This is a genomic window from Bacillota bacterium, assembly GCA_018333655.1.
Lineage (GTDB): Bacteria > Bacillota > UBA994 > UBA994 > UBA994 > BS524.
In genome coordinates this window covers 40142-61660 of sequence record JAGXTJ010000006.1, presented here as the reverse complement: position 1 = coordinate 61660, position 21519 = coordinate 40142, and the positions used below count along the sequence as shown (strand labels likewise).

Annotated in this window: 21 protein-coding genes and 1 pseudogene; 17 read left to right on the top strand and 5 right to left on the bottom strand. The window is 53.1% G+C overall.

Features of this window, described 5'->3' with window-relative positions; all coding sequences use genetic code 11:
• The first annotated feature begins 125 nt into the window (after positions 1–125).
• Positions 126–1202, top strand: a pseudogene (cadA, locus tag KGZ92_01460) (cadmium-translocating P-type ATPase).
• 15 nt (positions 1203–1217) lie between these two features.
• On the opposite strand, the gene KGZ92_01455 reads toward cadA, so the two are convergent.
• Entirely contained in the window at positions 1218–2390 is a 1173-nt protein-coding gene (locus KGZ92_01455; protein ID MBS3887953.1) for an aldo/keto reductase, read from the bottom strand.
• 153 nt (positions 2391–2543) lie between these two features.
• On the opposite strand from KGZ92_01455, the gene KGZ92_01450 reads away from it, so the two are divergent.
• The 3 genes from KGZ92_01450 to KGZ92_01440 all read left to right on the top strand — a co-directional run bounded on the left by KGZ92_01450 (position 2544) and on the right by KGZ92_01440 (position 6284).
• Entirely contained in the window at positions 2544–3953 is a 1410-nt protein-coding gene (locus KGZ92_01450; protein MBS3887952.1) for an NAD(P)/FAD-dependent oxidoreductase, read from the top strand.
• 91 nt (positions 3954–4044) lie between these two features.
• Positions 4045–5769 (top strand): glutamine--tRNA ligase/YqeY domain fusion protein, encoded by a 1725-nt coding sequence (locus tag KGZ92_01445; GenBank protein ID MBS3887951.1) that lies wholly within the window; start codon positions 4045–4047, stop codon positions 5767–5769.
• A 23-nt stretch (positions 5770–5792) separates the two neighbouring features.
• Positions 5793–6284: an N-acetyltransferase gene (locus tag KGZ92_01440; protein MBS3887950.1), complete on the top strand. Its 492-nt coding sequence runs from the start codon at positions 5793–5795 to the stop codon at positions 6282–6284.
• Between the two features lie 4 nt (positions 6285–6288).
• Here KGZ92_01440 and KGZ92_01435 read toward each other — a convergent pair whose 3' ends face one another.
• Positions 6289–7557, bottom strand: coding sequence for an adenylosuccinate synthase (locus KGZ92_01435; GenBank protein ID MBS3887949.1), 1269 nt, complete (start codon positions 7555–7557; stop codon positions 6289–6291).
• A gap of 56 nt (positions 7558–7613) precedes the next feature.
• Positions 7614–8171 carry a nitroreductase family protein gene (locus KGZ92_01430; protein MBS3887948.1) on the bottom strand — a complete coding sequence of 186 codons (558 nt, stop codon included), beginning with the start codon at positions 8169–8171 and terminating at the stop codon, positions 7614–7616.
• A 219-nt stretch (positions 8172–8390) separates the two neighbouring features.
• Between KGZ92_01430 and KGZ92_01425 the strand changes: the two genes are divergently transcribed.
• The 4 genes from KGZ92_01425 to KGZ92_01410 all read left to right on the top strand — a co-directional run bounded on the left by KGZ92_01425 (position 8391) and on the right by KGZ92_01410 (position 11706).
• Entirely contained in the window at positions 8391–8678 is a 288-nt protein-coding gene (locus tag KGZ92_01425; GenBank protein MBS3887947.1) for a DUF2325 domain-containing protein, read from the top strand.
• Positions 8679–8892: 214 nt separating this feature from the next.
• Positions 8893–9384, top strand: a complete 492-nt coding sequence (locus KGZ92_01420) for a C_GCAxxG_C_C family protein (protein ID MBS3887946.1) — start codon at positions 8893–8895, stop codon at positions 9382–9384.
• A 6-nt stretch (positions 9385–9390) separates the two neighbouring features.
• A complete protein-coding gene (locus KGZ92_01415; protein MBS3887945.1) occupies positions 9391–10518 on the top strand; it encodes a hypothetical protein in 1128 nt (375 codons plus the stop codon).
• A gap of 156 nt (positions 10519–10674) precedes the next feature.
• Positions 10675–11706: an NADPH dehydrogenase gene (locus KGZ92_01410; protein MBS3887944.1), complete on the top strand. Its 1032-nt coding sequence runs from the start codon at positions 10675–10677 to the stop codon at positions 11704–11706.
• 20 nt (positions 11707–11726) lie between these two features.
• Here KGZ92_01410 and KGZ92_01405 read toward each other — a convergent pair whose 3' ends face one another.
• The gene (locus KGZ92_01405; GenBank protein MBS3887943.1) at positions 11727–12971 is read right to left on the bottom strand and encodes a hypothetical protein; all 1245 of its coding nucleotides are present in this window, start codon (positions 12969–12971) and stop codon (positions 11727–11729) included.
• 174 nt (positions 12972–13145) lie between these two features.
• On the opposite strand from KGZ92_01405, the gene KGZ92_01400 reads away from it, so the two are divergent.
• From KGZ92_01400 to KGZ92_01390, 3 genes are all read left to right on the top strand, one after another.
• Positions 13146–14282, top strand: a complete 1137-nt coding sequence (locus tag KGZ92_01400) for a M20 family metallopeptidase (protein ID MBS3887942.1) — start codon at positions 13146–13148, stop codon at positions 14280–14282.
• A 72-nt stretch (positions 14283–14354) separates the two neighbouring features.
• A complete protein-coding gene (locus KGZ92_01395; protein MBS3887941.1) occupies positions 14355–14981 on the top strand; it encodes a histidine phosphatase family protein in 627 nt (208 codons plus the stop codon).
• A gap of 92 nt (positions 14982–15073) precedes the next feature.
• Complete coding sequence (locus KGZ92_01390; protein MBS3887940.1) at positions 15074–16192, top strand: hypothetical protein; 1119 nt, start codon at positions 15074–15076, stop codon at positions 16190–16192.
• 42 nt (positions 16193–16234) lie between these two features.
• Here the strand turns inward: KGZ92_01390 and KGZ92_01385 are convergent, their stop codons facing one another.
• Entirely contained in the window at positions 16235–16648 is a 414-nt protein-coding gene (locus tag KGZ92_01385; GenBank protein MBS3887939.1) for a purine-binding chemotaxis protein CheW, read from the bottom strand.
• Between the two features lie 76 nt (positions 16649–16724).
• Between KGZ92_01385 and KGZ92_01380 the strand changes: the two genes are divergently transcribed.
• From KGZ92_01380 to KGZ92_01355, 6 genes are all read left to right on the top strand, one after another.
• Positions 16725–17282 carry a DNA-processing protein DprA gene (locus tag KGZ92_01380; GenBank protein MBS3887938.1) on the top strand — a complete coding sequence of 186 codons (558 nt, stop codon included), beginning with the start codon at positions 16725–16727 and terminating at the stop codon, positions 17280–17282.
• A gap of 139 nt (positions 17283–17421) precedes the next feature.
• Positions 17422–18192 (top strand): IclR family transcriptional regulator, encoded by a 771-nt coding sequence (locus KGZ92_01375; protein MBS3887937.1) that lies wholly within the window; start codon positions 17422–17424, stop codon positions 18190–18192.
• A gap of 5 nt (positions 18193–18197) precedes the next feature.
• The gene (locus tag KGZ92_01370) at positions 18198–18962 is read left to right on the top strand and encodes a LamB/YcsF family protein (GenBank protein ID MBS3887936.1); all 765 of its coding nucleotides are present in this window, start codon (positions 18198–18200) and stop codon (positions 18960–18962) included.
• Between the two features lie 4 nt (positions 18963–18966).
• Positions 18967–19698 (top strand): 5-oxoprolinase subunit PxpB, encoded by a 732-nt coding sequence (gene pxpB, locus KGZ92_01365; GenBank protein MBS3887935.1) that lies wholly within the window; start codon positions 18967–18969, stop codon positions 19696–19698.
• A complete protein-coding gene (locus tag KGZ92_01360) occupies positions 19691–20707 on the top strand; it encodes a biotin-dependent carboxyltransferase family protein (protein ID MBS3887934.1) in 1017 nt (338 codons plus the stop codon). Before pxpB ends, KGZ92_01360 begins: the two co-directional genes overlap by 8 nt.
• 11 nt (positions 20708–20718) lie before the next feature.
• Positions 20719–21501, top strand: coding sequence for a putative hydro-lyase (locus tag KGZ92_01355; GenBank protein ID MBS3887933.1), 783 nt, complete (start codon positions 20719–20721; stop codon positions 21499–21501).
• Positions 21502–21519 lie beyond the last annotated feature (18 nt).

Sequence of the window (21519 nt, the reverse complement as noted above, 5' to 3'; positions counted from 1 at the left end):
CATAACATATTATGCCAATTTATGCTACTGAAAAATGAAAGAAAAACTAAAAAAAATATACCCCTGCAGCCTTGTAGCTCAAGGGTCTTCAGACTTGCCGTAAAAAAGGACCTGTCAAACTAACGTGGGTGTACCGCGCCCTAGTCATGCTCGTCATCTCATGTCCCTGTGCTTTAGTCGTTTCGGTGCCCTTAAGTTATTTTGGCGGCATCGGGGCGGCTAGCCGGCAAGGTATTTTATTCAAAGGCGCAAACTATCTCGATGCATTGTCCAAACTACACACCGTGGTTTTTGATAAGACCGGCACCCTTACGCGTGGTGTGTTTGCGGTGGCCGAAGTAGTGCCGCAGGCCGGACATAGTAGCGAAGAAGTTCTTTCCTTGGCCGCGACGCTCGAGAGACACTCTACGCATCCGGTAGCCAAAGCCATCTGTCAGGCTAGCACAGCGGACGCCAAGGCAGCTCTCACCGCGATCAGTGAACTGGCAGGCCTCGGCATGACCGCACGTCTAGGCGAAAAACTGCTCCTTGTCGGCAACGACCGACTAATGGCAAATTACAGCGTGAGGCTACAGGCAGGGCAAGCACAAGGTGGTACCAGCGTGTTTGTGGCCTTAGACGGTCACTTGGTTGGCGAGATACGCGTAGCTGACGAACTTAAACCCGATGGAGTCAAGGCGGTAAGTGACTTGCGCGAGCTTGGGGTTCGCCACATCTCTATGCTCACTGGAGATTACAAGCAACCCGCTATGCAGGTTGCGAAGCAGCTCGGGCTAGATAGTTACCAAGCGGAGCTGCTGCCACACCAAAAAGTGTCTGCGGTGGAGGCTATGCAGCAAGCCTTGTGGAAGGGAAAGCAAAAACTCGTTTTTGTCGGTGATGGCATAAATGATGCCCCCGTCATCGCGCGCGCAGATATCGGCGTGGCGATGGGGGGCCTAGGTAGTGATGCCGCTATTGAGGCCGCCGATGTGGTCATCATGCAAGACGCACCTAGTAAAGTAGCTACAGCCATAAGACTGAGCCGCTATACTACGGCCATAGTGCGGCAGAATGTGGCGCTTTCTCTCGGGGTAAAACTCGCCTTTATGTTGCTCGGCGCACTTGGCTTGACCACAATCTGGGGTGCGGTCTTCGCTGATGTTGGTGTGACCCTCTTGGCCATCGCCAACGCCATGCGCGCCTTACGCTTTGAAGGGTAAGACGAAGGCGTGCGCTTACTGGTCGAGCAATTTATGGTGGGCGATTTTGAGTGAATCTATGATGGGTATCCCCTGCGGACAGAGCGGTTCGCACTTGCCGCACTCCACACAGCGTGAAGCATCGGTCTTCGCGTTCAGTAAGCTCTTGTAGGTGGTGAAGCCGCCGTCTGTCGTGCCGTAGGTGCACAGATCGTTGTAGAGACTAAAGACGCCAGGGATGTTCACTTTCTCTGGACAGGGTAGGCAGTAATGGCATTCGGTGCAGGCGGTCGCGGTGCGCGCACGGTAGAGTTGCTTTACTTGGTCTACTAGCGCAAGTTCATCCACTGTTAGGCTGTTAGGTAGAGCTTTTTTTATGACGTGTGCATTTTCGCTTAATTGGGCAGTAGAGCTCATGCCGCTTAATACCACAGTCGTTTCAGGGAAGTTACAAACCCACCGCAGTGCCCACTCCACCGGTGATTTTTTCTTCTGTGCTTTGTTCCAGACGGCCTGAATTTCGGCAGGTGGTTGCTTGGCGAGTTTGCCGCCTAAGAGCGGCTCCATAATCACTATGGGGATGTCACGGTGCGCCGCATACTGAAAGCCCGCAAGGCCCGCTTGGTAATCCTCGTTCATGTAGTTGAGCTGAATCTGGCACATAGCCCAGTCGTAAGAGTCAACTATCTCTTTGAATACGGCAAAGGAGTCGTGAATAGAAAAAGCAGGGTATCTGATGCGACCGTCAGACATGGCCGTCTGGAGGAAATCGAGCACGCCAAGTCCCTTCATCTTTTCCCAGTACTCTTTGCGTAAAGCGTGCAAGAGGTAGAAGTCAATGTAGTTAGTGTTAAGTCTCTTTAGCTGCTCATCGAGTAAACGATTAAAATCTTTGGCTTCCTTGATGTGCCAGGGAGGGAGCTTGGTGGCTAGTTTAACTTTCTTGCGGTAGTCGGAAGAGCCACTGAGCGCTTGCCCCACGATAAGTTCGCTCTTACCTTTGTGGTAGTCATAGGCGGTATCTATGTAATTAACGCCTACATCTACAGCCGCCCTAATGAGGTCAATCGATTGCGCTTCGTCCACTATGCTCTCGGCCAGAACATTGCCGTGAGCATTTTCCGCCTGCTGTGCAAGCGGCAAGCGCATGCACCCCAATCCTAAGGTAGATACTTTGAAGCCTAGTTTGCCAAAAGGCCTGTACTGCATTCGTAAACCCCCTTTGTTTGCCTGCTTACTACTTTCTTCGTCGGTGCAGTTGCTTCCTGCCGAGGGGACGCCTAAGTATTGTTACCAAGTCTGCAATGAGTCATAATGGGAAAGGATATTGTAACTATCTCAAGTGATCAAGGAGGGCGAGACATGCAAAATTACGACGTGGCCATCATTGGCGCAGGGCCGGCAGGGATTTTTGCCGCACTAGAGCTAAGTAAACTAAGGCCAGAACTAAAAATTGTCATGGTCGAAGCAGGGCAAGACATCTATCGGCGCGTCTGTCCACTAGTTGAACTTCGCACAACTCAATGTCCGCACTGCATTCCTTGCGGTATTATGAGAGGCTTTGGTGGGGCCGGAGCATATTCAGACGGTAAGTATAACTTTACTACCGAGTATGGCGGTTGGCTACAAGACTACTTACCCCCACAAGAGGTCATGAAGTTAATCCATTATATTGATGACATTAACTTAAGCTTTGGCGCTCCGCAAGAGACCTATTCATCAGAAAGTAGCGGCCTTAAGAAGCTCGCCCTCTCGCGCGACCTGCACTTGTTGGGCGCCAAAGTGCGTCACCTTGGCACAGAGAACAATCTGCGCATCTTGAAGGAACTCTATACAGTGCTGCAGTCCCGCGTTGCGATGTTTTTTAACGCTACCGTCGAGAAAATTGAGCCGCGGGAAAAAGAACATGCTATTACAATTCGCTCGCAAGACAAGGCCTGCCCGAGAGAAATCAAGGCTGAGTTTGTCATTGCCGCGCCAGGGCGTGCTGGGGCCGAGTGGTTTGCCAAAGAGTGCAAGACGCTAGGGCTTGATCTCTACAATAATCAGGTGGACGTCGGGGTGCGCGTCGAAATACCCTTTGAGGTCATGCAACACATCACCGATGAAGTGTATGAGGCGAAGCTCGTCTACCGCACTAAGCAGTACGGCGACCTCGTACGCACCTTTTGCATGAATCCCCACGGCTATGTGGTGACGGAAAATACCGATGGCATCATTACTGTCAATGGTCACAGCTATAGAGATAAGGAGCGACACAGCAAGAACACTAACTTTGCCCTGCTGGTCAGCAACCGTTTTACGCAACCCTTTAACGAGCCCCACCAATATGGTAAGCGCATTGCCTCATTCTCGAACCTCCTAGGGGGTGGCGTACTCGTGCAGAGATTTGGCGACCTCATTAAAGGTAGAAGGACCAATGCGCATCGCCTCGGGCAAAGTTTTACCCGACCCACCTTAGAAGCGACGCCAGGAGACCTCAGCTTGGTCTTGCCTAAACGACACCTAGACAATATTGTCGAAATGATTTACGCCTTAAACGGGATTGCCCCAGGCATAGCCAATGATGATACCTTGCTCTACGGTGTCGAAGTGAAGTTCTACAGTTCTCGTCTCAAACTAACTTCAGAATTAGAAACCCCTGTGCCACGACTCTTTGCTATTGGTGACGGGGCTGGTGTGACTAGGGGTTTGTCCCAAGCCGCAGCTAGTGGTGTTCACGTGGCACGCGTGGTCGCGGCGCGACCTTCCTGTAGTATCGTGCAGGCCTAACATTTGCCCCACTCTTGTGGTATTATTCCGTTAATAGCTTTGCTGCGTGGCTATAAAAGAGCTTTGCAGGAGAAACAGAGGAGGCCCCAGTATGGAGTTTGCTGAGAATAAGTTGCCAAGTAATTTCATCCAGGATATAATCGCGGCGGATTTGGCAGAAGGCCAAAACGGTGGCAGGGTGCACACACGCTTCCCACCAGAGCCTAATGGCTGGCTTCACATTGGTCATGCCATTGCCATTTGCCTAGACTACGGCTTGGCAGTTGCGAATGGTGGCAAGTTTAACCTACGCTTCGACGATACTAATCCGCTTAAAGAGGAGCAGGAATTTGTCGATGCCATCATGGACGACATGAAGTGGCTAGGCGCAGATTGGGAGGACAGGCTGTTTTTTGCGTCGGATTACTTTCAGGAGAAGTATGATTTCGCCGTTGGCTTGATCAAGAAAGATTTAGCCTATGTCGACGACCTTACGGCAGAAGAGATTCGTAACTTTAGGGGTACTCTTACCGAGCCCGGACGTCCTAGTCCGTACCGCGATCGCCCCATCGCCGAGAGCCTCGATCTTTTCGCACGTATGAAGAATGGGGAGTACCCAGACGGTGCTAAGGTGTTGCGCGCTAAAATTGATATGGCCAGCCCCAACATTAATATGCGCGACCCGGTGATCTACCGCATTCGCCATGCCTACCATCATCGCACTGGTACCGCATGGTGTATTTATCCTATGTACGATTACTCCCATCCCATTGGCGATGCCCTAGAAGACATCACCCACTCCATCTGCACGTTAGAATACGCCGACCATCGGCCTTTGTACGACTGGGTGATCGACAATATTGACTATGTGCCGCGGCTGCCAGGTCGCCCCAAGCAGATCGAATTTGGTCGCGTGGGCGTAAGTCACACCATTATGAGTAAACGCAAGTTGCGCAAACTGGTTGAAGAGGGCTTTGTCGCAGGCTGGGATGATCCGCGCATGCCTACTATCGCCGGCTTGCGGCGTCGCGGCTACACTCCCTCTGCCCTGCGTGTCTTCGCAGAAAAATGTGGAGTGGGGCGCAAAAACATGGTCGCCGATCTAGCTCTGCTTGAGCACTGTATTCGCGAGGAGCAGAACGCCACGGCGACAAGAATAATGGCGGTGCTGCGACCACTTAAGATAACTCTCGCTAACTATCCCGCTGGTCAAGTGGAGTGGCTGACGCTCGAAAATAACCCCGAAAACCCGGCGAGTGGGGTGCGCCAAGTTCCCTTTTCACGCGAAATCTACATTGAACAAGAAGATTTTATGGAGAATCCACCTAAGAAGTTTCACCGCCTTTCTCCCGGTGGGGAGATTAGGCTAAAAGGGGCCTACATAATCAAGTGCGAAGATGTTGTTAAAGACCCCGTGACGGGGGAGGTAGTGGAGTTAATTTGCACCTACGACAGGGACACCAAGAGCGGGGGAGTTTCTTCTGGACGCAAAGTAAAGGGCACTTCGCACTGGGTTTCGGCAAGTCACGCCCTAGGCGCTACTGTCAAGCTCTACGACACCCTCTTCTTGTGTGAAAACCCAGAGGATGTGGCCGAGGGCGCGGACTTTACCACCAATATTAATCCGCACTCCCTAGTCACGCTGACCCATGCCCGTGTCGAGCCCTTTGCGGGGCAGCTAAGCCCGGGCGAGAGAGTGCAGTTCTTGCGTCAGGGATACTTCGTCATAGCCACAGAGCAGGAGACAGACGGCAGTTTAGTTTTTAACCGAATAGTCGGCCTTAAAGATGCTTGGGCGAAAGTACAAAAGCAGAGTGACGCCGTGTCGGGCGAGTAGGAGCAAGGACGGGGGTCAGAAACTTGGATTTTACATTGCTGCGCTTGGTCTTAGCTGACAATTCACATGTCGCAGAACTCCGTCGCTTGGTGAACACAGCCTATCAGGGTTTAGCTATGATGGGACTTAATTTCACGGGGACCTACCAGGATGAGGCGTTGACGCAGGAGCGCATGCAGGGCAAAGAAGTGCATTTGGCATACTTGGCCGACGAGCTGGTCGGCACTGTCTCTTTAGAGGACACGGTAGATGACGATGGGGAAAGAGTTCTCTACCTTGGTCAGTTGGCAGTGCTACCCGCCTGGCAAGGTCATGGCTTGGGGCGTGTGCTGCTGCGACTAGCGGAAAAAAGGGCGAAAGAAATAGGCATCCGCCGTATCCAGTTGGATACGGCGGTGCCAGCGATACATTTGGTGCGGTTTTACGAGAGCGAGAACTATATCATTGTGGATACAGCGCGCTGGGAGGGTAAGACATATCAGAGTTACATTATGGAGAAGACGCTCAGTGTTTGACTTTTTACTTGGTGAAGGTGGCAGCCCGCTCCGGCCCCACAGAGATGAGGGTAGCTTTTGCCTCTAGGTAGCCCTCGATGAGTGTGACGTAGTTTTGCGCCTCACTGGGCATTTCCGCAAAGCTTCTGGCCTTGGCGGTGGGTTTTTTCCAGCCAGGCACCTCTGTATAGAGCGGTGTCACTCTGTACAGCTCTGACGCCAGAGGCATGTAGTCTATGGGCTCCCCATCTAGCAAGTATCCTGTACAAATTTTGAGAGCTTCTAAGCCATCCAAAGTGTCTAGCTTCGTGATAGCAATTTCCGTGAAGCCATTTAACATGGCGGCGTACCTCAAGGCGACAGCGTCTAGCCAGCCGCAGCGGCGAGGGCGTCCGGTGGTTGCACCGAATTCCTGCCCAATTTCGCGCAAGTACTTACCGGTTTCATCATGCAGCTCGGTAGGGAAGGGGCCGGCGCCAACGCAAGTTGAGAAAGCTTTTACTACGCCGAGGACATGGTTTATTTTATGGGGCGGTATGCCCGCACCTGCCGCGGCGCCACCTGGCAGGGGATTTGATGAGGTGACATAGGGGTAGATGCCCCAATCTAAGTCACGCATAGTACCTAGTTGTCCCTCTAAGAGTATGCGCTTGTTGTGGCGCATACTCTTTTGCAATAGGGCCAAAGTGTCGCCGATATGTGGCGCTAGTCTCGCGGCGTGGCTTACTAAGCGGTCAATCGTTTTTGGTACGTCAATTGGCTCAGCGCCGAAATTATTGACCAGCACTTGATTGCCAAAGCTAAGAATTTCTCGCAGGGAAGCGGCGAGTTGAGCGGTGTTTTTGTACTCGCCCATTTGCAGCCCCACGCGCAAGGCCTTGGCGGCGTAGGCCGGAGAAATGCCGCGCAGGGTCGAACCATGCTTACGAACACCGCGCGCCGTCTCTAAAAGGCTCTCAAAGAGAGGATAAATGGGCAAAGACATATGGGCGCGTTCGCTTATGAGGAGGTTCGTAGTGTCGATGCCGCTTTGCTCTAGCATGTCCATCTCTTTGATGAGCTCCTCCACGTCTACGACCGTGCCGGTGCCGATGATGTTGACTGTACTAGGGTTAAATATGCCGCACGGAATTAAGTGTAAGGCAAATTTGCCCTTTTCGTTCACTACCGTGTGCCCCGCATTGGCCCCCCCTTGGTAGCGCACGACTACATCTGCCTCTTGTGCCAACAGATCAACGATTTTGCCTTTTCCTTCGTCGCCCCACTGGGCGCCGACTACTGCTGTAACTGCCACTGGAAAACCCCCCAAAAGCAGTAGGGACGGAGCCTACTGCTTGAATTTTAACTCTCCTACGCAAACCATGTCGTTACTTGGTCTAAGGTCTTTCGCGGGCGCGCGGACGGCGCCTCATCTGGGTAGCCGAGCGCAATGGCCGCTACTAACTCGTCGCTACGCCCCAGAAACACATTTATGGCCGTCTCCGCATAGAACACATCGCAAATCCACAGCGTCCCAAGCCCTAATTCTTCTGCCCTGAGGAGCATGTTTTGGATGGCGGCACCTATGCTTTGCGTGTCGACAAGCGAGCGATAGCGATTCACTCCGTTATGGTCCTCGTCAGGGGAGAAGTGAGGATTATGAACGACAATGCATACCGGGGCTTGGCGCATAACTTTTGCGGTAAATTCAGCACTCCCTGTGGCCTGCCCACGTTCCTTTAGAGCCTGTACTCCAGACTCTAAGAGATCAACGAGCTGTTCCTTGTTGTCACCTTGCAGCACTGTAAAGTGCCATGGTTGCCTGTTCTTGCCCGAAGGAGCAAGGCTCGCCGCCGTGATGAGACTCTCGATAACCTCTGCGGAAACGGGTGTGGCGAGAAACTTACGGATGCTTCTGCGACTAGACATCAGTGTAAAAATTGACACAATGCCCTCCCTTATCATGCGCAAATTCTATCTATGTAGTTTGCATGTATACAACCAAGTTCTATTCTAGGAAAGGGCAATCTTCTCCTGCCTGGCCCACGAAATATCGCTCTAGTCTCAGCCAGCAGGGTACTTGTCAAGGAGTAAAATGTGTGATAACTTTAATGATATTAAGAATCAATATCATTGGAGGTAGCGGCAATGTCCATTGTCCTTATCGGGGGTCACTCTCGCATGCATGAGCACTACCGCAGCCTAGGGCGCTCTCTAGGTCATGATGTCAAAGTATTTACCCATATGACTGCGAACTTAGAGAAGTGTATTGGCTGTCCGGGGGCCATAGTGGTCTTTACCTCTACAGTTTCACACTCCATGGTCACGGTCGCCGTTAAGACGGCGCGCAAGAAGAATATTCCTCTTATTAAGACACATAACAGCAGCAAAGAGGCTTTAACTGTAGCACTTAGTTCATTTGGGCTCCCCGAGTAGAGTTAGCCTGGGGTAAGGGGGACTATTTCACTAACATACCGCGCGGAAAGCGTATTTTTGCGGACGGGCCTTGCAGGGCCTTCTTTTTTTGCCTCTATGACAGAATGTTAAGCACATCTCATATTATTTCTTATGTTCTCAATAAACATTGCTAATATACGTTGCCCTTCAGTATAATTCTAGTGCTTCCAGAGAAGAGGCCGGGCGCCTCAAAATGAAAGGGGATTTTTTGGTGAATAGTCAGGACGTAGTGCAGAGCATTCGCGCCAAGGCAGAGGGGTATTTTTCCCGGGGAGAATTCTTTTGTTCAGAGGCTGTGGTCCATACCATCAACGAGGCACTGGGTTGGCCTTTTCCAGCCGAGATAACTAAGCTCTCGTCGGCATTCCCCATAGGTCTTGGCAAGTCAGGCTGTCTATGTGGTGCTGTCAGCGGTGGCGCGATGGCGCTCGGCATGGCCTATGGGCGCAAACATGGTGAACCGATGCCAGAGGGGATGTTCCGCGAGGCCGCGAAATTGCACGACCACGTTAAGGAAGTTTATGGCTCTACTTGTTGTCGCGTGCTAGTCAAGGGTTATGTCTTTACTTCGCCGGAGCGCAAAGCTCACTGTGTAAATATCACCGGTGAAGTTGCTGCATTTGTGGCAGAGCAGATGCAAAAAGATTCCACGCTAGCGGCTAAACTGACAGCAGTAGGGGAGTAGACAGTTATGCAATTTACTCTAAACGCTGCACAAAGCGTCGCGGCGGTACTCGCCTTTCTCTTGATTGGCTATGCCCTGCAGCGGCACATTCCCCTGCTTAAAAACAATTATGTGCCTGCGCCGTTTTTGGGGGGAGTAGCTCTCTACCTCGCCATGGCCTTAACTAGGCCTATACTGGACATAACTTTAGATTCATCCTTAGTCGTCATTTTCTCCACCGCGTTCTTTGCCTCAATTGGGCTGCGCATTAATCGCGCCCTGTTAGCGCAGGGTGTGAGGCAGCAAGTCTGCTTCTTGCTGCTTGTGGTTGGAATTGCTGTGGCGCAAAACATACTGGCTTTGCTTGTCGGAGGCATTCTTGGTTTGTCTGCCGCAGAAACACTGCTGCATGGATCCCTCGTCTTTATGGGCGATGCTACCCTAGCCCCACTCTTTCAGCAGCTAGGTGGTACGGCAAACTTACTGCCTGAGCTTAACGCGGTTTCGCTGCTGGCCGTTTTAGTAGGTACTCTCCTCGGAGGCCAGGTGTTTGTCGCTTTAAAGAGCAAGGTCGATTTGTCCGGGACACTGAAACCGCCGGCACCTGCTTTCACACCGCTCGATCTACTACGCTATCTCTTCATTTTTGCACTGGCCATGGCGATAGGGTTTCTGCCCAGCCAGCATGGGCTCGGGCAATGGTTCTCACCAGTGGGCGGCGCTTTCGTGGCGGGTCTAGCACTACGGATGATTCTCGATAGAACAAAGTGGATGGAAGTCAGCCTGCCTCCTGTAAATTTGCTTGGCAATGTCAGCTTGTCGCTATTTTTGACCTTTGTTTTCGCCACCCTCCCCTGGCAAGGGCTGCACGACATCACACTTACAGGTGTACTGCTGGTATTGTTCAACTCGATCCTTCTCGTGGTCGTAGCGGTATATGGCGTTGGCAGGATTATGGGGAGAAATACTTTGGCGACCTATGTGGCTGCTGGTCTGCCGGGCTTTAGCTTAGGGAATCCTGCATCTACTATGGCTACTTTGCAGTGCATTAAAGAGAACCATGGTGCGTTACCATTAGCGATTTTCATCGTCCCGCCTGTCGGCGCGTGGCTAATCAATGTCATTAACCCCTATATTATCAGGCTATTTTTCTAGAAACTATCATCTGCACGCAAGAAAGTGCTAGGGTCGGTGCCGCGCGTCGCGGTGCCGGCCCTTTTGCACTAACAGGGCTCTTGTGGCTTGCAGGATTTACCGCTTGCTTGTTGAATTATTCCGCATATCTATTTTGATAGGAAGGGTGGGCGTCAAATGAACACTTCTCTCTTGTTTAGCCCCCTAGCTATTCAAGGCGTCTCATTGCGCAACCGGGTGGTGATGCCGCCCATGTGTCAGTATGCGTCTGACGAATGTGGGCAGGTCAAAGCCTACCACTTAGCCCATTATGGAGCTCGCTCCCTAGGTGGTGTGGGACTCGTAATTGTCGAAGCGACGGCCATTTTGGCGGACGGACGTATTTCGCTCGCGGATCTTGGCCTGTGGGCAGACGACCAGGTGGCAGGCTTAACAAGGCTGGCGCAGGCCGTAAGTGAGCACGGTGCGGTGCCCGGTATTCAATTGGCGCATGCTGGCCGCAAGGCGGGCAAAGGAGTACAACGTCGAGTCGCGCCAACACGTCTAGCCTTTTCTGCGGAGATGGGCCTGCCAGAGGAGCTGTCTACAGAGGAAATCAAGGACATAGTGCATGCTTTCGCCGAGGCGGCTCGGCGAGCTGTCGACGCGGGCTTCAAAGTGCTTGAGATTCATGGTGCACATGGCTACTTGATACACGAATTTTTGTCGCCGCTATCTAATTTAAGGGATGACCAGTATGGAGGAAGTGCCGAAAATCGCAGGCGCTTCTTGTTAGAAGTAGTGGCCGCCTGCCGTGCTTCTATCCCCCCAGAGGTAGTTTTGGCGGTGCGGCTATCGGGGAGTGAATACAGTGACCTTGGCTATTCTCTAGGCGAACTCGGCGAGGTATGTCACGATTTGTACCAGGCAGGCATCAGCTTGCTACATATTAGCAGTGGTGGCAATTTGCCTGCACAGCCTGAAGTGTGGCCGGGTTATCAACTGCCCTTCGCACAAGCTGTAAAAAAAGCAGTACCCTTGCCAGTTATTGGAGTGGGACTGCTCAAGTCACCAGATTTCGCGGAGTTCGCCCTGCGGGAAGGCTACTGTGATTTGGTTGCTGTAGGTCGTGCCTTGCTCTCTGACCCCCACTGGGCGATAAAGGCCGCTGCCGCTCTTAATGCGGTCCTGCCCGTTCCAGCGCACATGGCGCGGGGTCTGCAGCGTTAGGGCCGGTCTAGCCTGACGCCCTAAGGCCGTGGGAAGGTGATGCGTTTTAATCTGTAACCCTCTTCGGGCTTTACCATCACGACATAGAGGGTGTGGCCTACCCACACAGCCTCGGTGACTTTGCCGTGGGCCGTGAAGAGGGGAGTCTCCCTCCCGCTAGCGTCGACAAAAGAGCCGATGGTTAGGCTTAGTTCCTCGCCCTCCTGCAGTGTCTGCCGCAGCAGAAATAGGGAGCCGCTCGCCTCATGATAAGCGGCGCTCGCCACACTATGCCCACTTGGCGGGTCTATCAGTGTGGTCAGCTGGTCGGTCGCAGGGTCGTACAGCCAAATTTGACGCTCTATGAAGGAGCCATCACCCGCAATACCCAGCAGTTCAGTAAGTACTAAGAGATTGCTTCCTTGTATCACAGCCATGACGGTCAGCTTGTCGGGCAAAACGCGTGCTAAGCGTAGTTCGCCGTCGTTGTAGCTATACACTGCCGTCCCCGCAAAGGAATCATCTGTGGTGCTCCTTAGACCTACAGCTACAAGGCTATCGCTCGCCCAAGTTAAGGGGCCGCTTAAGTTGGGCCTGCCGGCCTCGTCGCTCGAAGAAAGCGGGACTTCTACGCGCTCGCCCTTCTGCAGAACGAGGTCGTAAATCCAAACATGTGACGGCAGAGGTAATTCCCCTGTCCTAAAACTCGGGCGCAAGATTAACATAAGCTCATTTTCGGCGGGCGACATAGCAAGGGAAGTGGCGCTGTACCCCTCCTGTCCAGCCAAAAGTTCCGTGTTAGTCTGGGTCTCGGGATTGTAAACGAACAGCCCAAGGAAGGCCTCATGGGCAGCTTCCTCGGTAGAAAGTGTGTAGTACAAGAGGCCGTTAGACCATAAGTGTCCAAAGGGGGGTTTCTCGCCAGCAGAATTAGGCAAGAGAAAAGAACCGCGGCGAGTGTGCACATAGATACCGCCGCCATCGCGAGTGATGACATAGGACAAAGACCCGCTCACAAATTGCCCTTGACTGGCAGTATAGATGCGCTGCCCTTTGCCCCTCGGCGCGACTAGGCCTACTCGACCGTTAGCCTCATAGGCCAGTCTATCGCCGTGCCTCCAGATGCTCACTTCCTCTTTGCTCTGCATAACCGTTGTAACGGTTGCCTCGACACCGGCCGCAAACTCAATGTCCGCTCTAGTATCGTGGCTTTGCTTCTGCTTGAGAGTCAGGTATCCAGCTAAGAATGCTACGGCCATGAGGACGATAAATATTCTGACTTTCAAAAAACAATCCCTCGTTTCCCGAATTCGACTGTAATGCTATCGTTGCAAAAATTCGCTGTGGGGAAGCGATATCCTGCCCGTCCTAGCAATCTTACTTCACAAACTCGAGTTGGCAATTTTTATCGCCCCTAGAGTGTAGATTAGGGGAAGTTTGTACTACATCAAGTAGAAGGGATGATGGCTATGCTTTCGCAAATTAAGTCGCAGTTGCCCGAGATGTTAGAGTTGCTAAAAACCATGGTGGAATACGAGTCTCCCTCACACGACAAGGAAGCCTGTGACGCCCTGGTAGAGTGGCTCAGGGGGGTTGTGACAGAGCGGGGCGGGTTGGCAGAAGTCATGCACAGTGAGGGGAGTGGTAATCAACTGCGCGCGACATGGGGGAGTGGAGAGCAGCAAATTCTCATCCTCTGCCACCTCGATACAGTGTGGGACAAGGGCGAAATCGCCCGCCGGCCCTTTCGCGTTCAAGGTGACCTAGCTTTTGGGCCAGGTATTTACGACATGAAGGCGGGAGCAGTAATCACTCTCTTTGCCCTTTCTCATCTCTTCTGGCAAGGTTGGCCACTGCAGAAAAAAGTAGTCGCCCTCTTTACGTCTGATGAAGAAGTCGGCAGCCCCGTCTCGCGGCCCATAATTGAGCGAGAGGCTAAGAAGAGCACCGCTGTGCTAGTTCTTGAGCCTGCCATGGCCGTAAGTGGTGCACTAAAGACGGCACGGAAAGGCGTGGGTGATTTTCACATCAGAATAGAGGGCGTCGCCGCTCATTCTGGCTCTGCCCCAGAGAAAGGCGCCTCGGCTGTTCTAGAGCTAGCCAAGCAAGTAATCGCCCTACACGCTATGACCGATATGGCACAGGGCACCACGGTCAACGTGGGTGTCGTGTCCGGTGGAACGCGCGCTAATGTGGTGGCCGCTTTAGCCGAGGCCCATGTTGATCTCCGTGTTTCTACTATGGCGGAAGCAGAGAGAGTTATCCCCCAAATTTTGGGGCGTGTAGCCGATACCCCGGGCACTACAGTCACCATTACGGGCGGTCTCAATCGTCCACCCATGGATAGAAGTGTAGGCATTGCCATGCTCTATGCCGCAGCCCAGTCGGTCGCTACGTCATTAGGCATAACCCTGTCTGAGGGGAGCGCCGGTGGCGGCAGCGATGGCAACTTTACGGCGGCCCTCGGCATACCAACTCTTGATGGCCTCGGAGCAGTTGGCGACGGGGCGCATGCACTCTATGAGCAGGTATCCATTCCCCATTTGGCCGAGAGAACGGCTTTGCTCATTGGTCTCTTAGAACAAATTGGGCAGTAGTGAGCTTGTCTTTATCTTCATGTGCAAATCTGCTAGAGTAGGTAGTGGTTCAAGTTACGGCGGAGGTGCACAATGCTAAGAATTATTGTCGTCAGACATGGAGAAACCGATCACAATAAAAACAATATCTTGCAGGGACATCTGGATATTCCCTTGAATGAAACTGGCGTAAAGCAAGCAGAGCAGCTCGGCACTTGGCTCAGCCAGCGCTACACTATTGACCATATCTACAGCAGTCCGCTCGCTCGTGCGCTAAAAACGGCCGAGTTAGTAGCCGAGAAGCAGCCAGCCAGGCTGACCCTGCTGCCTGGCTTGATGGAGATAAATGTGGGTACGTGGCAGGGTTTGACGAGCGAACAGTGCAAGTTAGCAGACCCAGAGCTCTGTCAGCAGTTGCGCGAAGATGGCCTCCATACGCGCCGACCCCAGGGGGAATCCTACTGGGACCTATACCAACGTACTTCAGCAGCCCTTGAGCATGTAGTTAAAGAGCACACTAGGGGCACTATCGCCTTGTTTACGCATGGCGGCTGTGTGCGTACCATAATTGCGCACGCTATGTCGGCTCCGCCAGAGCTTTTTGCTTTCAATTCGGCTCTCATGGTGGGCAATACATCTTTTTCGCTCCTGGAATACCTGCACGGTTCACGTAGATGGCAAGTCCGGACGGTCAACTCCACCTGCCACCTGCATCACTGAGGCAGTAGGGCTCGGCGCACTGTCTACTAGTTAGTGGCGTCCTCCTCGTCTTGCACATAATATGAGTAAGATTGAGCATGGGAGGCGAGGGGATGACACTGGTGGGTAGGCATTTTTTCCCGGGGGGAAACACTCCTAGTGGGTTTTTTTCGTTTTACGACTACGTTGGTGGCGGGCACAATACCAAAACTTTTGTCCTTAAGGGTGGTCCTGGCTCGGGAAAAAGCAGCTTTATGAAGCGAATTGCGGCCGAGTTACAGTATGAGATTTCTGAGACGGAGTTTCACCATTGTTCTGCCGACTACCACTCCCTTGATGGGATTTCTTTCCCGGCCTACGGCATCAGTGTTCTAGACGGGACATCGCCGCATGTCGTAGACCCCAAACTACCAGGGGTGGTCGATGAAATCATCAATTTAGGTGAGTACTGGCATACACCCTCACTGCGCAAACACCGTGACAATATTACGGGCATAACTACTGAGATTTCTCGGTCATTTCGCAAAGCCTATAGTTTTTTAAGGGTAGCACGCAACTACTATGATGACTATCAGAGTTACTTTGTGGACACAGGCGCTATTAATATAGCGCGACTAAACGAGGTGGCGGCGACTATACAGGCCGAGCACTTTCCGCAGAGGGTCTTTGTACAGGGGTCTAGAGAGCGGCATCTTTTTGCTACCGCCCTCACCCCCATCGGACCGATCAATTTTCTGCCCTCGGTCACCGCAAACTGTAATCGTCATGTCGTTCTTCTAGGCGAACCTGGCACAGGTGCGGAATACGTAGTTGATTTACTGCGTCGTAGAGCACTGTGCAGCGGTTTAACCGTGGAGTCTTACCACTGTGTGATGCGGCCTGATGTGGTCGAACATTTAGTCATACCGCAACTATCCTTAGCTATAGTTACCAGCAGAGAAGCTCATTCTTACCAAGCTCCATCAGGTGGTCATGAAGTTCTAGGAGCAGTAGTGGAGTCCACTCGTCTAGCAGCCCTGCGTGCCGATATGGCTTACGTCGACGCGGAAAGCAAACGCGCCCTAGCTCAAGCCATCGCATTCTTGGCTCGGGCAAAGGCGCTGCATGATGAACTAGAGACTTACTATGTGCCGCACATGGATTTTTCGCAAGTTGACGCACGGCGGGAGCAAGTCTTGGCTGAGATCAGGGGGCTTATCTGCGAGAAAGACGGTCTAAAAAGTAGCTTGTAAAGAGAAGCGGGCGCCGTTGTAGAAAGTGCTTGCTACTATTCGTTAACGGCGCAGATTGAGCAGCAACTTCACGGGGTCGATAACGATAACCATGCGGTCTTTAAGTCTGGCTACGGCTTTTGGTACCGAGCTCATGCCTTCAATGGCTGCCGGCACTTGGTCAAAAGCGTGATCCGGGATATTGATGACATCGCTGACGTCATCAACTAAGAAGGCGGCGGTGTGCCCCTCTTCTTCTAGGACAATGGCGCGCAAGCCCTCGCCGGCAGTAGGCAGTGACAGCAAGCGCCCGAGGTGAATAAGGGGTATGCTCCGCCCCCGGAAATCTATAATGCCAAGCACATAGGGCGGCGCCTCGGGTACAGTCACGACCGCAGGTTTGCGAAGAATTTCTTGGACGGCCAAGGCTTCAATGGCGTATGAGTCTTTGCCTAAATCAAGAATAACTACTTGCATGTTGACACCTCCGATTAATTGCAACGAACGCATGTTTGGTATAAGATATGTGTTACAGGGATAGGGGGTGTGCACGGTGCTGATTGCAGTGATAGGCAGTCGAGCATGTTCGAGCAAAGAAAGCGAGATCGCCTACCAGCTAGGCGAGGGTTTGGCCGCCCATGGCTGTGTGGTGATGTCTGGCCTAGCCAAGGGGATCGATACGGCGGCGCTAACGGGGGCCGTGCGCGCCCAAGGCAAAACAGTGGCCGTTTTACCTACTTCTCGCCAAGAGCAAGTCTACCCCCGTGGCAATTGGGCGCTAGCGGCAGAGTTGCGAGCGGCGGGCGGAGTACTTGTCACACCTTTCGCCACGCCCTGCCAAGATGTTAATAGTTTGCGGCGAAGACTCATAGAGCGCAATTTCCTCATGGCTCTTTACTGTGATGCGGCCATCGTCGTCTCTGACAGCACCCATATCGCGGGAGGTACGGCTTGGATGTTAGCATTCTGTCAACAGTTAGGGCGGCCTATCTACCGCTTGAATAGTGCGCGGGAAATCGACTGTGCGCTAGCGCCAGTACGGCGCACTACATGGTGGCAACCAGAGCTGGTGGAGCTAAGGAGCCATATCGGGCAACACATCTCTAGCTGACTATTCTAGGACATTATCGTATCTCCTGCTTTGCTGTCGCGCTATATTTGCGGTAGCAAAGCAGGATTTTTTCCACGCGGCACGAAGTAAGTGTTGTTATCGGTAACGGGATTCCAACAAATGAAATGAGGTGGCTGCCATGGCGATTGCGACTACTTTTGCCAAAGGACTAATGGTGCTCGAACTATTCACCGTCGAGAGACCTCGTCTGACCCTGCGACAGGTTGCCGAGCTCGCGGATCTCTCTAAGCCAACGGCTTTGCGTCTGCTTAACACGCTCGAAGACAAGGGCTTTCTTATGCGCGACAAGAGCAAGGCCTACTGTCTGGGCATGAAGCTCTTAGAATTAGGTAACTTGGTCGCCGAACGCCTCGATGTGCGGGCCGCTGCCATCCCCTACATGGAAGAGCTGTCCGTGATGGCAGACCAGGCCGTCAACCTAGTGATACGCGATGGCTTAGAAGGTGTTTATATTGAAAAGAGGGAGACGAGCCACCCCGTGCGCCTCTACACTCGCATCGGCCGCCGTGCTCCTCTCTATGCTGGCGCGTGCCCTCGCGCTTTGCTTGCCTTCTTGCCAGAGCGCGAGAGGGCCGAAATTGTAGCGCAACTTAAGTTTGTCGCTGTCACCGCCACAACCCCAGCTACTGCTTCTGCTCTAGAAGAAGTGATGAGGCAGGAGCGAGAGCAGGGCTATACTCTTAGTCTAGGCGAACTGCACGAGGGGACAGCAGCCATAGCCATGCCAGTTCGCGATCATACCGATAGAGTAGTTGCTAGTATCAGCATTGCCGGCCCTCTAGGAAGCTTTATCCCCGAAAAGCGCGATTACTTAGTCCGAGCCTTGCAGCGCTCGGTGAGGGCCTTGTCGCAGGAGCTAGGCTTCGTAGCCAAGGAGAGCAAATTGTGATGCCTATGACTTCATGTGACCTTAACTGCGACATGGGTGAGGGTTTTGGCGTTTATCGGCTAGGTTTTGAGCGCGAGCTCATGCCATACGTCTCGTCAATTAGTATCGCCTGTGGCTTTCACGCTGGCGACCCTAGCACTATGCGTGAGACTATAGCCCTGGCTAAAGCTAAAGAGCTAAGTGTTGGGGCTCACCCTGGGTATCCTGACTTAATCGGGTTTGGGCGACGACCCATGCAACTCACTCCCGGTGAGGTTTACGATGCCGTGGTCTACCAAGTGGGGGCATTTCTTGGTGTAGCAAAGTCTCTTAAAATAGAGGGTACTCATGTTAAAGTTCATGGGGCTCTCTACAATGCCGCTTCCGCCGATATAACCTTAGCCTCTGCCGTGGCGCGGGCCGTACGCGCAGTTGACGGGGGGCTGACTCTAGTTGGTCTTGCCGGTGGCAAACTTATTGAGGCTGGGCTCAGCGAAGGGCTCTGTGTCGCGCGCGAGGCCTTTGCCGACCGACGCTACCATGCAGATGGTAGCTTGGTGCCGCGTAGCCATCCTCTGGCACTTTATCACAGTTTTACTGAGGCCAAGGAACAGGTACGAGAACTGCTCACCACGGGCTGTGTCACGTCTCTGACGGGAGAAAAAGTGGCTATTGCGGCAGATACCATTTGTGTGCATGGCGACAGTGCGCCGGCGGTCGAGTTCGCCAGTGGCCTTCGCTCGCTCATGACTGAGCTAGGCGTAGCCCTCTCTCCCCTTACCCGAGGCTAAGGATATGCGACATTATTTCGACGCCGGTGAAAGCCATCTTATCGTTGAATTTGGCGATACCATTGACCCGAGTATTAACCGTGAGGTGCACGCTCTAGGAAAAGCGCTGCAAAACCTCGGTGCCCCTTGGCTACGGGAAGTACTGCCCACCTATCGCTCTCTTATGATTTCTTACTGCCCTTTATCTATCACGCGGAGTGAGCTACGGGAGGTATGCGAGAGCATGGGCACTTTGTCCCTCTCGTGCTCTAGTGAGAGTCAAGAAGTAGTCGAAATACCGGTCTTGTATGGTGGAGAGTGGGGCCTAGACATGCTAGAGGTGGCCAAAGAAACAGCGATGTCTGTTGACGAGGTTATTCTTTTGCATACGTCACGCCCCTATCCTGTCTACATGATCGGATTTCTGCCGGGCTACCCCTACCTGGGCGGGCTCGACCCGCGGCTCTCCCTGCCGCGCCTCAAAGTGCCACGCACCAAGGTGCCAGCAGGTTCAGTCGCCATCGCCATGCAGCAGACCGGTGTTTACCCGCTCGCTAGCCCAGGCGGGTGGCGGATTATAGGGCATACCCCACTCTGCCTTTTTGACCCCCACCGCAGCCAACCAAGTCTACTTCGGGCGGGGCAATGGGTGCGGTTTAGGTCAGTTTCCTTATCTGAATATCATACCATCGTCGCTCTTCTCCGGGCGGGGCAGTTCAGTCCCTATACTGAGCTGATGGAGGTGTCTCATGGCTAGCCTTACTGTCCTCGACCCAGGTTTCCTGACCACGGTGCAAGATCTAGGGCGGCAGGGCTACCAGCAAGTTGGTGTTCCAGTCGGGGGCGCGATGGATACTTATTCTTTGCGAGCTGGCAACCGCCTGGTCGGCAATGAGGATCACTTGGCCGCGCTTGAGGTCACCCTGCAGGGGCCAAGGCTCATAGTCAGGGGTGAGACCGTTATGGCCGTGACAGGTGCGAAGTTAAAGGTGTTTAAGAATGGTCAGCGTGTTCCACAGTGGGAGGCGCTCTACCTCGGTGAAGGCGATGAGTTAAGTCTTGGCGAGGTTGAAAGAGGTGCGCGAGCCTATCTCTGTGTGGCGGGGGGCCTTGACGTGCCGCTTCTTTTGGGCAGTCGTTCCACCTTTCTCGGTGGCGGTTGGGGTGGTTTTCACGGACGAGTACTGCGTGCACGAGATATTTTGCCCCTTGTTGCCGCTACTCGCGAACGCCTTAAGACAGTGGGAAACTTTGCTCTGCAAGAGGATCAGTCAGTGCTACCCGTAGCTGTGACGCCTATACGGGTGATGCTAGGCCCACAAAGCAGTTTGTTCCCGGCCGCGACTTTAGAAACCTTGTGTGCGGGTAGTTATCAGATTTCACATCAGGCAGACCGCATGGGGTACCGGCTGGCGGGGGAAGTGCTCGTTAGCTCAGTCATGGCTGACGTAATTAGCGATGGTATCGCTCCAGGTAGTATTCAGGTGGCAGGGAATGGACAACCGACGATCATGCTCGCTGATAGGCAGACTACAGGAGGATACGCTAAAATTGCTACCGTCATTGGTGCCGACTTATCGCTGCTCGGGCAAATGAAGCCACAGGATAGAGTGCAATTTGTGGCCGTAAACTATGAGGCAGCCGTGCAGGCACTCGTTAACAGCGAAGACAAGCTGGCTCGCCTGCCAAGGCGCCCCGCTCCTAGTCGCATCTTTCAGGTTTTACTACAGGGAAGTAGAGTCCGTGCGGAGGTGAGCGAGATTTGAGCTTTAGCAATATGGCGAGCAGGAGTGGAGCAGCATGGCGTGAGCTGTTTCGTGCGGGGCATGAGGTGGCAACTACAGCTGGTCTCGCCCCTGGCTTGGCACAAGCTAACTTGGTCATACTGAGAAAAGAGTTGGCCTATGATTTTCTGCTTTTTTGCCAGCGCAATCCAAAGCCTTGTCCCATCCTCGAAGTAACCGAATTGGGCTGCTATGAGGCGAAAGAGACTGCCCCTGGCTCAGACTTGCGGACCGACCTGCCCAAGTATAGAGTTTATCGGTATGGTGAACTAATTGATGAGCCGACTGATATCAGTAAGTACTGGCAAAACGACTTTGTCAGCTTCCTTCTGGGCTGCAGCTTTACGTTTGAGTCAGCCCTGCAGGAAGCGGGCATCGAAGTTAGACATATCACTATGCAGCGCAACGTGCCTATGTATATTACCAATAGACCGTGCCAAACGGCAGGCATTATGCAGGGTCCACTGGTAGTGAGTATGCGCCCCATGTTACCGAGTATGGTAGCTAAGGCGGTGCAAGTAACTTCGCGTTACCACGCTGTGCACGGGGCCCCCGTGCATATTGGTGACCCGCTTAGCTTAGGCATCGTAGACCTGTCAAAGCCCGATATGGGTGAGGCGGTTGATGTTTTACCCGGTGAGATCCCTGTGTTCTGGGCTTGCGGGTGCACACCGCAAGCTGTAATAATGCGTGCTAAACCACAGCTAGTTATAACTCACGCGCCCGGGCACATGTTTATTACGGATTGGCAGGACAGAGATCTGTTAACTTACTAGCGTCACTCTGCCTAGACA